Annotated in this window: 12 protein-coding genes; 6 read left to right on the top strand and 6 right to left on the bottom strand. The window is 64.9% G+C overall.

The annotated features are described in order from the left end of the window. The first annotated feature begins 16 nt into the window (after positions 1-16). A complete protein-coding gene (gene gyrA, locus GQY20_RS13595) occupies positions 17-2,776 on the top strand; it encodes a DNA gyrase subunit A (protein WP_157217645.1) in 2,760 nt (919 codons plus the stop codon). After that, the gene (locus tag GQY20_RS13590; protein WP_157217643.1) at positions 2,773-3,093 is read left to right on the top strand and encodes a DUF952 domain-containing protein; all 321 of its coding nucleotides are present in this window, start codon (positions 2,773-2,775) and stop codon (positions 3,091-3,093) included. Before gyrA ends, GQY20_RS13590 begins: the two co-directional genes overlap by 4 nt. A gap of 172 nt (positions 3,094-3,265) precedes the next feature. Here the strand turns inward: GQY20_RS13590 and GQY20_RS13585 are convergent, their stop codons facing one another. Further along, positions 3,266-3,652 carry a VOC family protein gene (locus tag GQY20_RS13585; RefSeq protein ID WP_157217642.1) on the bottom strand — a complete coding sequence of 129 codons (387 nt, stop codon included), beginning with the start codon at positions 3,650-3,652 and terminating at the stop codon, positions 3,266-3,268. Between the two features lie 60 nt (positions 3,653-3,712). Further along, positions 3,713-4,144, bottom strand: coding sequence for a DUF488 domain-containing protein (locus tag GQY20_RS13580; RefSeq protein ID WP_157217856.1), 432 nt, complete (start codon positions 4,142-4,144; stop codon positions 3,713-3,715). A gap of 59 nt (positions 4,145-4,203) precedes the next feature. Between GQY20_RS13580 and trmFO the strand changes: the two genes are divergently transcribed. Continuing rightward, entirely contained in the window at positions 4,204-5,514 is a 1,311-nt protein-coding gene (gene trmFO, locus GQY20_RS13575; protein ID WP_157217640.1) for a methylenetetrahydrofolate--tRNA-(uracil(54)-C(5))-methyltransferase (FADH(2)-oxidizing) TrmFO, read from the top strand. 16 nt (positions 5,515-5,530) lie between these two features. Here trmFO and GQY20_RS13570 read toward each other — a convergent pair whose 3' ends face one another. Both GQY20_RS13570 and GQY20_RS13565 read right to left on the bottom strand, forming a co-directional pair. After that, positions 5,531-6,001 carry an EF-hand domain-containing protein gene (locus GQY20_RS13570; RefSeq protein ID WP_157217638.1) on the bottom strand — a complete coding sequence of 157 codons (471 nt, stop codon included), beginning with the start codon at positions 5,999-6,001 and terminating at the stop codon, positions 5,531-5,533. Between the two features lie 41 nt (positions 6,002-6,042). Beyond that, positions 6,043-6,717 (bottom strand): hypothetical protein, encoded by a 675-nt coding sequence (locus GQY20_RS13565; protein WP_157217636.1) that lies wholly within the window; start codon positions 6,715-6,717, stop codon positions 6,043-6,045. A gap of 34 nt (positions 6,718-6,751) precedes the next feature. Between GQY20_RS13565 and GQY20_RS13560 the strand changes: the two genes are divergently transcribed. From GQY20_RS13560 to GQY20_RS13550, 3 genes are read left to right on the top strand one after another with little or no spacing between them, the layout of a single operon-like run. After that, the gene (locus tag GQY20_RS13560) at positions 6,752-8,527 is read left to right on the top strand and encodes a TadE/TadG family type IV pilus assembly protein (RefSeq protein WP_232476038.1); all 1,776 of its coding nucleotides are present in this window, start codon (positions 6,752-6,754) and stop codon (positions 8,525-8,527) included. Then, complete coding sequence (locus GQY20_RS13555; protein ID WP_232476037.1) at positions 8,524-9,132, top strand: TadE/TadG family type IV pilus assembly protein; 609 nt, start codon at positions 8,524-8,526, stop codon at positions 9,130-9,132. Before GQY20_RS13560 ends, GQY20_RS13555 begins: the two co-directional genes overlap by 4 nt. Beyond that, positions 9,120-9,845: a TadE/TadG family type IV pilus assembly protein gene (locus tag GQY20_RS13550; RefSeq protein WP_157217633.1), complete on the top strand. Its 726-nt coding sequence runs from the start codon at positions 9,120-9,122 to the stop codon at positions 9,843-9,845. Before GQY20_RS13555 ends, GQY20_RS13550 begins: the two co-directional genes overlap by 13 nt. A 110-nt stretch (positions 9,846-9,955) precedes the next feature. Here GQY20_RS13550 and GQY20_RS13545 read toward each other — a convergent pair whose 3' ends face one another. Beyond that, positions 9,956-11,383, bottom strand: a complete 1,428-nt coding sequence (locus GQY20_RS13545) for a pyruvate dehydrogenase complex E1 component subunit beta (RefSeq protein ID WP_157217632.1) — start codon at positions 11,381-11,383, stop codon at positions 9,956-9,958. Then, the gene (gene pdhA, locus GQY20_RS13540; protein WP_157217630.1) at positions 11,383-12,450 is read right to left on the bottom strand and encodes a pyruvate dehydrogenase (acetyl-transferring) E1 component subunit alpha; all 1,068 of its coding nucleotides are present in this window, start codon (positions 12,448-12,450) and stop codon (positions 11,383-11,385) included. Before pdhA ends, GQY20_RS13545 begins: the two co-directional genes overlap by 1 nt. Positions 12,451-12,544 lie beyond the last annotated feature (94 nt).

Here is a 12,544-nt window from a genome sequence, read left to right as displayed (position 1 = left end):
ATCACGGAAATCCCTCTTGGCCAGCACTCCGCCGACCATCGATCCCAGCGATATTTCCCCCGTCTCCATCGTCGAGGAGATGAAGTCCTCCTATCTCGACTATGCGATGTCGGTGATCGTCAGCCGCGCGCTGCCGGACGTGCGCGACGGGCTGAAGCCGGTGCATCGCCGTATCCTCTTCGCCAGCCAGGAGGGCGGCTTCGTCCCCGGCCGGCCCTATCGCAAATGCGCCAAGATCGTCGGCGACGTGATGGGCAATTACCACCCGCACGGCGACAGCTCGATCTACGACGCGCTCGCCCGCCTCGCCCAGGATTGGGCGATGCGCGTGCCGCTGGTCGACGGCCAGGGCAATTTCGGCTCGATGGACCCGGATCCGCCCGCCTCGATGCGGTACACCGAGGCGCGGCTCGCCAAGGTGGCGATGAGCCTGCTCGACGATCTCGACAAGGATACCGTCGACTTCACGCCCAACTATGACGGCTCGCGCGAGGAGCCGCAGGTGCTGCCGGCGCGCTTCCCCAACCTGCTGGTCAACGGCGCGGGCGGCATCGCGGTCGGCATGGCGACCAACATCCCGCCGCACAATCTCGGCGAGGTGATCGCCGCCTGCAAGGCGTTCATCGACAATCCCGGCATCGGCATCGAAGAGCTGATGGAGATCATCCCCGGACCGGACTTCCCGACCGGCGCGCTGATCCTCGGCCAGGGCGGCATCCGGTCGGCCTATCACACCGGCCGCGGCTCGATCATCATGCGCTCGCGCCACAAGATCGAGGAAGGCCGTGGCGACCGCCGCTCGATCGTGCTGACCGAGATCCCCTATCAGACCGGCAAGAACGGCTTGGTCGAGAAGATCGCCGAAGCCGCGAAGGACAAGCGGGTCGAGGGCATCAGCGACATTCGTGACGAATCCAACCGCGAGGGCGTGCGGATCGTCATCGACCTGAAGCGCGATGCGACGCCGGACGTGGTGCTGAACCAGCTCTGGCGGCACACGCCGGCGCAGACCAGCTTCCCGGCCAATATTCTCGCCATACGCAGCGGCCGCCCCGAGACGCTGAACCTGCGGGACATCATCGAAGCCTTCGTGAAGTTCCGCGAGGAGGTGATCACCCGCCGTTCCAAGTTCGAGCTGAACAAGGCGCGCGACCGGGCACATATCCTGCTCGGCCTCGTCATCGCGGTGACCAATCTCGACGAGGTGGTGCGGATCATCCGTGGCTCGGCGAGCCCCGCCGAAGCGCGCGCGGCGCTGCTTGCACGGGAATGGCCGATCGCGGAGATCGCGCCCTATATCGCGCTGGTCGAGGCGGTCGAGCAGATCGAGGCCAGCGACGTCTACCGGCTCAGCGACACCCAGGTTCGCGCCATCCTCGACCTTCGCCTGCATCGCCTGACCGCCCTGGGCCGCGACGAGATCGGCGGCGAGCTGCGCGAGCTGGCGGCCTCGATCGCCGGGCTCCTGGAGATACTGTCGAACCGCGCCGTGCTCTACGGGGTGATGCGCGACGAGTTCGACCTGATCACGACCGAGTTCGCCACGCCGCGCCGCACGCAGATCGCGCCCGCCGGCGACGACATCGACGACGAGGATCTGATCGAGCGTGAGGAGATGGTCGTCACCGTCACCCTCGGCGGCTATATCAAGCGCACCCCGCTCGACGCCTTCCGCGCGCAGAAGCGCGGCGGCAAGGGCCGCTCGGGCATGGCGACCAAGGACGAGGATGCGATCACCAAGCTGTTCGTCACGTCGACGCACACGCCGGTGCTGTTCTTCTCCACCCACGGCAAAGTGTACCGCATGAAGGTATGGAAGCTGCCCGAGGGTGCGCCGCAGGCGCGTGGGCGGCCGATGGTCAATCTGCTGCCGCTGGCCGAGGGCGAGACCATCTCGACCGTGCTGCCGCTGCCGGAGGACGAGCGGGAGTGGAGCAAGCTCCATGTCATCTTCGCGACCGCGCACGGCAGCGTGCGCCGCAACAGCATGGACGCCTTCGCCAACATCCCGTCCAACGGCAAGTTCGCGATGCGCTTCGACGAGGATGCGACGGACCGGCTGATCGGAGTCGCCTTGCTGACCGAGGAGGACGATGTGCTGCTCGCCACCCGCGAGGGCAAGGCGATCCGCTTCGAGGCGACCGCGGTGCGCGAATTCCAGAGCCGGACCTCGACCGGTGTGCGCGGCATCAGCCTGCGCGACGGCGACGAGGTGATCTCGCTCTCCATCCTCGGCGGCTTCGACGCCACCACCGAGGAACGCGACGCCTATCTGCGCGCCGCGCCCTGGAAGGATGGCGATCGCGAGGTGACGCTGAGCGCCGAGCGCATGGCCGAGTTCGAGGCGGCGGAGGAGTTCATCCTCACCGTCACCGCCAACGGCTATGGCAAGCGCACCTCGGCCTACGAATATCGCCGGACCGGCCGCGGCGGCCAGGGCATCACCAATATCGTGTCCTCCGAACGCAACGGCCCGGTCGTCTCCAGCTTCCCCGCGCATAATGGCGAGGAGCTGATGCTGGTCACCGATCAGGCAAAGATGATCCGTACCACGGTGGGCGACATCCGCGTCGCCGGCCGCAACACGCAGGGCGTCACCATCTTCCGCGTCGCCGATGACGAGCATGTCGTCTCCGCCGCGCGGATCGAGGAGAGCGAGGAGGAGGCCGAAGCGGATGTCCGCTCCGAGGCTGAGAAGACCAGCCCCGAGATCGCGCCCGAAGAAGGCGCCGAGATCGGCGACGACTTGGCCGACGGCAGCGAGAGCGAGGAGTGAGCGCCCATCCCGCGGCCGCGTGGAAGATACTGACTGCCGAGCAATGGGCGGATTTCGAGGCCGCCGGCGTGTTCAGGGGGGCGCCGGTGGACCTCGCCGACGGCTATATCCACCTGTCCACTGATGAGCAGCTCGCGGAGACGCTGGCCAGGCATTTCGCCGGCCAGTCAGGCCTCGTCCTCGCCGAAATCGCACTCGCGCCATTGGGCGAGGCCGTGCGCTGGGAAGTCTCACGGGGCGGTGCCCTCTTCCCCCACCTCTACGCGCCGCTGCCGATGAGTGCCGTCATCGCGACACGGCTTCACACGGCGGAATAAACGCACGGGCCGGGGAGTCCTATTTCTCTCTTTCGGGACCATTCCCAACAGAGAGCATGAAGCACGCCCGTCATCCCGCCCAAGGTCGCGATGACGATAAATTCCGCAATAGTGTCTCCACGGGTGCGTGCCCCGCGCAGGAGCAACGCCTCTTCAGCGTCTTCTCTCCCGTTCACGCCGGCCGATGGCAGACCGCCTCGATATTGTTGCCGTCCGGATCCAGCACGAAGGCGCCGTAATAATTGGCGTGATAATGCGGGCGGATGCCGGGCGCGCCATTGTCCCGCCCGCCAGCGGCCAGCGCGGCCTTGTGGAAAGCATCGACGAGAGCACGGCTCTCCACGGTGAAGGCGACGTGCGTGGCACCCGCGGGTGCGCCGTCGCTCCCGATCCAGAAAAAGGGATGGCCGCCCGCGCCGAAGCCGACATGCGTGCCGCTGCCGCTCTGCTCGGGCGTGACAGTGATCAGCGGCTCGACCCCGATCGGCGCCAGCGCCGCGAGATAGAAAGCGTAGGAAATCTCGAAGTCGCTGACCGGAAAGCCGATATGATCGATCACGTCCTGCTCCTGTGTCTGCTCAGCTCGTGGATGAGCGTTGCCCCTATCCCGCACTCGCGATCAGGGAAAAAGATCGACGACCTCAGCGCCGTTCGCCACCGCATCGAGCAGCAGGCTGCGGTGGCAGCGATGCGGATCCCGCTCGAAGCAGAGCAACGCGGAAGGCTTGTCGCGGGCCATATCGAGCATCTGCTCGGCCTGCACCATGGCCTCGGGCAAAGCGAGTTGGCCGGCATAAGAAGTTTCCAGCCCGCCGCGATCGCCCTTGCGCGCCGCCTCGCGCCCTTCCGGAGGCGTGCCGAGCGCCTTCAAATGCACATAATCGATCCCGGCGGCACGCAAGCCGGCAGCGAGGACATTCTTGGAAAAGCCTGGCTTGCGCGACAAGGGTACCGCCCGCACGTCGATCAGCCGCTCGACTCCGGCCGCCTGCAGCGCCGCGATCAGCCCGTCCTGCGTCGTGCCCTCATAGCCGATGGTGAAGATGCGCAACGCCATGCCGCGATCCTAAAGCATTTCCAGCGGCGGAGCGATCCGCTATCCGCCGCGCGATGAAGCATATCCACATCATCGGCGGCGGCCTCGCCGGATCCGAGGCCGCCTGGCAGCTCGCCGAAGCGGGCGTGCGCGTGCGCCTTTCCGAAATGCGCGGCGTCGAGGAGACACCCGCGCACCAGACCGACCGGCTCGCCGAGCTCGTTTGCTCCAACAGCTTCCGGTCCGACGATGCCGAACGCAACGCGGTCGGTGTGCTCCATGCCGAGATGCGCGCACTGGGTTCGCTCATCCTGCGCTGCGCCGATGCGCATCGTGTTCCGGCCGGATCGGCGCTGGCCGTCGATCGGGAGGGGTTTGCCGACGCCGTCACCGCGGCAATCGAGGTGCATCCGCTGATCGAGGTGGTGCGCGAGCGGATCGACGCGCTGCCGCCGGCCGAGCATGGCCCGGTGATCGTCGCGACGGGCCCTCTCACCGCCGGCGGGCTGGCGGCATCGATCGCCGGTGCCACGGGCGAGGATGCGCTCGCCTTCTTCGACGCGATCGCTCCGATCGTCCATCGCGACTCGATCGACATGGACATCTGCTGGATGGCCTCGCGCTGGGACAAGGGCGACAAGGACTATATCAACTGCCCGATGACCAAGGAGCAGTATCTCGCCTTCCACGCCGCGCTCTTGGCCGGCGAGAAGACCGAGTTCAAGGAGTGGGAGCGCGACACGCCCTATTTCGAAGGCTGCATGCCGATCGAGGTCATGGCCGAGCGCGGGCTCGACACGCTGCGCTACGGGCCGATGAAGCCGGTAGGCCTCGATGATCCACGCACCGGACGTTGGCCATGGGCGGTGGTCCAGCTGCGCCAGGACAATGCGCTCGGCACGCTGTGGAACATGGTCGGCTTCCAGACCAAGCTGAAACATGCCGAGCAGGTGCGCCTGTTCCGCACCATACCCGGGCTGGAGAAGGCGGAGTTCGCGCGGCTGGGCGGTCTGCACCGCAACACCTTCATCCAGTCGCCCCGGTTGCTCGATCCCACGCTGCGGCTGAAGACCGCGCCGCACGTCCGCTTCGCAGGCCAGATCACCGGCTGCGAGGGCTATGTGGAATCAGCCGCCGTCGGACTGCTGGCGGGACGCTTCGCCGCCGCCGAGATTGCCGGCAGCACCCTCGCCGCGCCGCCGCAGACCACAGCGCTGGGTGCCCTGCTGGGCCATATTACCGGCGGCGCCGACGCCGACAGCTATCAACCGATGAACGTCAATTTCGGGCTGTTCCCACCGCTCGAAGGCAAATCGCGCAAGGCCGACCGCAAGGCGTTGATGGCGGCACGCGCGCGCGCCGATCTCGCCGCCTGGGCAGCCTGACGATCGGCCGCGGGGCCTATTCCTCCTCGTTCTTCCCGGTGGCCGGCGGCGGACAGGCGCAGCGCGCGCTCGCCTTGCGCACGACGCGGGTCTTCGCGAACTCCGCCGGAGTGAGCGCGCCCGATCGGTCGGCATCGGCATCCGCGAACTTCTTCGTAGTCTTCACCGCATATTCCTCGAAATCCAGCTTGCCGTCGCCATTGGTATCGAGCTTGGCAAAGGCCTTGCGCCGCGCCGCCAGATATTCTTCGCGGCCGACCTGGCCGTTCTTGTCCTTGTCGTAGCGGGCAAAGCGCTTCTCCTCGCGCGTCTTCTCCTCCGCTTGCGGCGGGTCCGCGACGGGAACGGGCGCAACCGGAGAGGCGACGGCAACGCCGGCTGGCGGCGGCGGCACCGGCCCCTCCGCAACGGCCGAGGTGCGCCAGACGACGATGCCGAGCGCGACCAGCAGCAGAACCCCGCCAATGCCCGAAACGATCCACCTCATGCTATGCCCCCTCAACCCCTGACCGGCAGAGTAAAACAGCCTCAGCGCCCTGTCAGCCCGTGCCAGAGCGCACGCAGCACGCGGCCGGGCGATCCCTGCGTGCGCGGCTGATCGAAACCGGACACCGCGTCGGCGCGCCCGAGCGAGGCGAGTATCCCGATCGATCGCAGCGGGCGCGGCCAGCGATAGGGCGGCGCCGCATCCCACCGCGCGCGTGCCAGAACCAGCGCACGCTCGGCAGCCGCGCGATCACTGAGGTGGAAGGCCAGATCGGTCAACGCCCAGGCCTCTCCTTCGCGGACAAGGTCCTCGCTGGCTTCGACGCCCAGCAACGACGCCGCGATCCGGAACAGGCGACCGCCCCGCTCGCGGCCATGATCGCTGAGCCCGCGCGCATCCAGCTCGCCGAGCAGCGGCAGCCAGCCATCCTCGAGGCCGGACAGGAGCTGTCCCGACACGCCGGCCGGCACCAGATGCTGGCCGATCGCCTGCAGGAGCGGCTCGGGCGGTACCACCCCCGCGTCGAGCCTCTGCAGAGCCTCCCGCCACCAGGCGAGGCGGATGGCGCCAATGCCCGACTCGGTCGTGGACGCGAGCACCGTCGCGAAGCGCTCGTCCAGCGCCCACAAGGTCGCCAGCGAGGCCCGCGCCGCCGCCGGAGCATAGGCTAGGGAGAGCCTGCGCTCCGGGTCCGTCACCGATGGTAAAGAAATCATTCGCCTCCTTCTTCGCGCATTTCCGCGGCCGACCGTGCGCAATCGGAAATTAACCCTGACGTTTCAGCGGAATTTATACCTTTTTGTCTCATTAACCGGTCGGATGTGGAAAAGCTGGAAGACATTGGCGGACATGAACGACAGGAACAAGGGTGGAGCCGGGGAAGGACGGCAGCCGTTTTTGATCCGTTTACTGCATGATCGCAGGGGCAACACGCTGGCGATCGTCGCGGCGGCGCTCATCCCGCTGATGCTCCTGATCGGCTCGGGCGTCGATCTCGCCCGCACCTACATGGCCCAGGCACGCCTGCAGCTCGCCTGCGATGCGGCCGCTCTGGCCGGGCGCCGCCTGATGGGCAGCGGAGCGTTGGACAGCGGCGACATCGCCGAGGCAAACAAATTCTTCAATTTCAACTTCAACACCGGCACCGCCGGGGTCGATGGAACCGGCGCGTTCGGAACCAAGGGCTTCACGCCCGTCGTCAGCACCGATCCCAGTGACGCGACAACGGTGCGCGTATCGGCCAACACAACCATCCCGACGACGATCATGCAGATCGCCGGATACAAGACGCTGCCGATCTCCGCGACCTGCTCGTCACGCCAGGATTTTGTCAATACCGATATCGTGCTGGTACTCGATACGACCGGATCGATGGCCGACAAGGCCGTCTATACCGACACAGACACAAAGATCGTTGCACTTCGCAAGGCGGTGCTAGCGCTCTTTGACACGCTGAAACCGGTCCAGGATCAACTCGACAGCGTCGGCCTGCGGCTGCGTTATAGCATCGTGCCCTACTCGAGCAGCGTCAATGTCGGAAAAATCCTCCGGGACTTCAATTCCAGCTTCATCCAGACTACGAGCTACCAATATCAATCCCGCATGCCGAACGGCACGAGCACCACCACATCCAGCAGCACCTGTAACAATAATGGCGGCCTCTACAGCGGCGGCACATGCTATTATTTCAAATATGGTCCCCAGACGATCAACATTGCCGACTATGTCGCCGGCAAGTCGGTTCCTCTGGCCCCGATTATCGGAGGTCCGGCAAAATCTGCCACCTGGGCTGGCTGCATCGAAGAAAGGCAGACGACCAATACGCTAACCTCCTCTACCGCAAATATACCGGCGGCGGCCTATGATCTTGATATCGATAAGGTGCCGACAACAGACAATACCACCAAATGGAAGCCGTTCTGGCCAGAAGTAGAATATCTTCCGACCAATGCCTATCAATATGGCGGCGAAGCGAACAAGCCGCAGTGGGCCTGCCCGGCGGAAGCGGTGCGGCTCAAGGAATGGGCGCGCGCCGACCTTTCGACCTATCTCAACACGCTGTCGCCCAATGGCGGCACCTACCACGACAATGGCATCATCTGGGGAGGAACTTTCATCTCGCCGGACGGCATCTTCAAGGCCGACAATCCGAACACCTACAACAACATGCCGGTGTCTCGCTTCATCATCTTCATGACCGACGGCCTGCTCGATACCGGCTACGACAAGCTCTACACCACCTACGGCATCGAGAAGTACGATGCGAGGGTCACACCCGGCGGCAGCAGCTCGAATGAAACCGATCAGGGCAATCGCCACCGCCAGCGCTTCAAGCTGGTCTGCAGCACGGTGAAGGCCAAGGGCGTCTCAGTCTGGGTGCTCGCCTTTGCCCAGACGCCCGATGCCGATCTGTCGAGTTGCGCGAGCAACAGCAATCAGGTGTTCACCGCCTCCAACTCGTCGGATCTCAACGACAAGTTCGTGCAGATCGGCAAGAATATCGGCGCCCTGAGGCTGACGCAGTGACACGGCTCGGCCGACTGAAGCGCATCGGCGCGGATGACGAAGGCGTGACCGTGATCGAGTTCGCCCTGGTCGCCCTGCCGCTGTGCATGATCCTGCTGGTGATGTTCGATTTCGGTTATCGATCCTATATCGGCGCGGGCGTCGAAGGTACGGTTCATCGGGCCGCGCGCCTGGCCACGGTCGGCGGGCAGACGTCGGATCAGATCGACACCTATGTCCGCGGCCAGATCCAGGCTTATGCGAGCAACGCCACGATCACGATCACCAAGCGCAGCTATTCGCAATTTTCCGGCGTCGGCGTCGGCGAGAAATGGCAGGAAACCACGGACACCAAGAGTCCCTATCACAATGGCGTGTACGATGCCGGACACGAATGCTATTATGATGCCAACAACAACGGCAAATATGACAATGCTTCAAGCGCCGGCACGACCGGCCTCGGCGGCTCGGACGACATCGTCTATTATTCGGTGAAGGTCGATTTCCCGGCCATCGTTCCCGTGGATCGCCTGATGGGCTGGGACAGCATGGAAACCGTCACCGCCAATACGGTGATGCGCAACCAGCCTTATGGCTCGCAGGCAGTCGTCCAATGCAAGCTGTGATCGAACGCCTGCGGCGGCTGCGTCGGGACCAGTCCGGCCTCGCGCTCATCGAATTCGCGATTACCGCGCCGGTGCTGCTTACCCTGGGTCTCATGGGCATCGAGGTGGTCCACTTTGCCATCGCCAATCTGCGCTGCAGCCAGATCGCGATGACCGTGGCCGACAATGCCAGCCGCGTCCGACAGCAGATCACCGAAGACGACATAAACGAAGTGATGCAGGGCGCGATTCTGGTCGGCAACGGCATCGATTTCGGCAACAAGGGCCGGGTCATCCTTTCCGACCTCGAACCCACCTCCACCTATTCGACGGATGGCGGCAAGCAGTGGATCCGCTGGCAGCGCTGCGTCGGGGTCAAGAACGTAACCTCCAGCTACGGCGTTCCCAAGACCAGCACCGGCACGATCATCACAAACGGTACGGAAAAGACCGCTCCTTCCAGCCAGGCCACGTCGATCCCCACCAACGGAACGACCAGCACGCCGACCGCGATGGGCCCGAGCGGCCGCCAGATCGCGGCATTGAGCGGAACTGCCGTGATGTTCGTCGAAGTCGTTTACGACTATCAGCCGCTCGTGCCGCTGGCGACGCCGCTGCTGGGCACGCGCACGCTCAACTATGTGGCGGCGTTCAACGTCCGCCAGCGTACCGATCAGACTTTGTACGCCGGCTCCGGCAGCGTCAAAAGCTGCAACAGCTTCACCAGTTCCTGATCCACACCGGCTTCGCGGCGGGCGAGCAGCGACGGGCCTGTCCGGCCGCCGCTGCCCGAGCGCTTAGCGTCTATTTGTAAATGCGCCTTCGGCGCATTTACAAACGGCTCTTAGCGGTAGCTGACCTTCTTTGCCGCAGCGACGACGTCCTCGGCCTTGATCAGCGCCGCCTTCTCCAGATTGGCGGCATAAGGCAGCGGCACGTCCTCGTTGGTCACGCGCAGCACCGGCGCGTCCAGATCGTCGAAGCCGTCCTCCATGGCGGTCGCCATGATCTCGGACGCAATCGAGCAGACCGGCCAGCCTTCCTCGACGACCACCATGCGGTTGGTCTTCTTGAGGCTCTCCAGTACGGTCGCCTTGTCGAGCGGGCGCAATGTGCGCAGGTCAATCACCTCCGCCTCGATGCCCTCCTCGGCAAGCTTCGCCGCGGCATCGAGCGCCACGCCGACACCGATCGAATAGCTAACCAGCGTGACGTCGCCGCCCTCGCGCGCGATGCGTGCCTTGCCGATCGGCAGCACATAATCGTCGAGCTTCGGTACTTCGAAGCTCTGCCCGTAGAGCAGCTCATTCTCGAGGAAGACGACCGGATCGGGCGAACGGATCGCCGCCTTCAACAGGCCCTTCGCGTCCGCCGCCGAATAAGGTGCTACCACGATGAGACCGGGAACCGCGGCATACCATGGCCCGTAATTCTGACTGTGCTGCGCGCCGACCCGCGCGGCGGCGCCATTGGGTCCGCGGAACACGACCGGGCAACGCATCTGGCCGCCGGACATATAGTTGGTCTTGGCCGCCGAATTCACGATGTGGTCAATCGCCTGCATCGCGAAGTTGAAGGTCATGAACTCGACGATCGGCTTGAGGCCTCCCATCGCCGCGCCCGTGCCGATGCCGGCGAAGCCATATTCGGTGATCGGCGTATCGATCACCCGTTTGTCGCCAAATTCGTCGAGCAGGCCTTGGGTGACCTTATAAGCCCCCTGATATTGCGCGACTTCCTCGCCCATCACGAAGACAGTGTCGTCCGCGCGCATTTCCTCGGCCATCGCATCGCGCAGCGCTTCGCGCACGGTCTGCTTCACCAGCTCGGTGCCCGCAGGCACCTCTGGCTCCTCCGGACTGCGGCTCGCCGAGGCGACGAGTTCGCGCGCCGCGGTTTCCATCTGATGCGGAGCGGGCTCACCGCCGCCCTCCGGCGCGGGCGGCGCCTTTTCCGGCTTGGCCTCGGGCGCGGCCGGCTTTTGCTCGGCAGCAGGCTTCGCATCGCCCACCGGCGCTTCCGCCGGCTCGTCCTCACCGGCGATCAGGGCGATCACTTCGCCGACCTTCACGCCGTCCGTGCCTTCGGGAACCACGATCTTGCTGATCGTGCCCTCGTCCACGGCCTCGAATTCCATCGTCGCCTTGTCGGTCTCGATCTCGGCGAGGATGTCACCGGATTTGACCGTGTCGCCTTCCTTCACCAGCCATTTGGCGAGCGTGCCCTCTTCCATCGTCGGCGAGAGGGCCGGCATCTTGAGTTCGACAGCCATCAATAATCACCCACCAGAACGTCGGTATAGAGCTCGCCCGCCTCGGGCTCCGGCGCCTGCTCGGCAAAATCGGCCGCTTCGGCGACGATCGCACGCACCTGCTTGTCGAGCGCCTTGAGATCGTCTTCCTTGACGCCGAGCGCCTCGAGTTCCTTGGCGAGATGATCGATCGGATCGGATTTCTCGCGAACCGCCTGCACCTCGTCGCGCGAGCGATATTTCGCCGGATCCGACATGGAATGGCCGCGATAGCGGTAGGTCTTGAGCTCCAGCAGGATCGGGCCCTTGCCGGCCCGCACCCAGGCGACCGCTTCCTCGGCGGCGCCGCGCACCGCGAGCACGTCCATGCCGTCGACCTGCAGGCCCGGGATCCGGAAGCTCTCGCCACGGCGATAGAGCTGATCCTCGGCCGATGCGCGGTTCACCGAGGTCCCCATCGCATATTGATTGTTCTCGATCACGAAGATGACCGGCAGCTTCCACAGTTCGGCCATGTTGAAGCTTTCGTAGACCTGGCCCTGATTGGCCGCGCCGTCGCCGAAATAGGTGACGCAGACACCGCCATCCCCGGCATATTTATGCTTGAAGGCAAGGCCGGTACCGAGGCTGACCTGCGCGCCGACGATACCGTGGCCGCCATAGAAGCCGTGATCGACCGAGAACATGTGCATCGAACCGCCCTTGCCGCGCGAAATGCCGGCCGCCCGCCCGGTCAGCTCGGCCATGATCACCTTCGGATCGATGCCGTAGGCGAGCATATGGCCATGATCGCGATAGCCGGTGATGACACTGTCCTTGCCGACCTCGAGCGCGGATTGCAGGCCGACGGCGACCGCTTCCTGGCCGATATACAGATGGCAGAAACCACCGATGAGCCCGAGACCGTAAAGCTGGCCCGCCTTTTCCTCAAACCGACGGATTAAAAGCATCTGGCGATAGAATTCGAGCATCTCCTCCTTGTCGGCTTTGTACCGATCTGGTTCGTCTGGGCGTTCGCGATTTGACGCTGCGGTTGGCGCAGCCTGTTTCTTGGCAGGTGCGCGTCGAGGAGTAGTCGATCTTGCCAAAATTCTGGCTCCTGTTCCCTGGGGAGGGGTGAACGGCAGGGCATATAGGACGCGCCGCGCACCCTGCGCAACCCGCCCGGCACCGCTTAAAAAC

The organism is Flavisphingomonas formosensis (assembly GCF_009755815.1).
In the GTDB taxonomy this organism is placed as follows: Bacteria; Pseudomonadota; Alphaproteobacteria; order Sphingomonadales; family Sphingomonadaceae; genus Flavisphingomonas; species Flavisphingomonas formosensis.
This window is presented reverse-complemented; position numbering and strand designations above follow the sequence as displayed.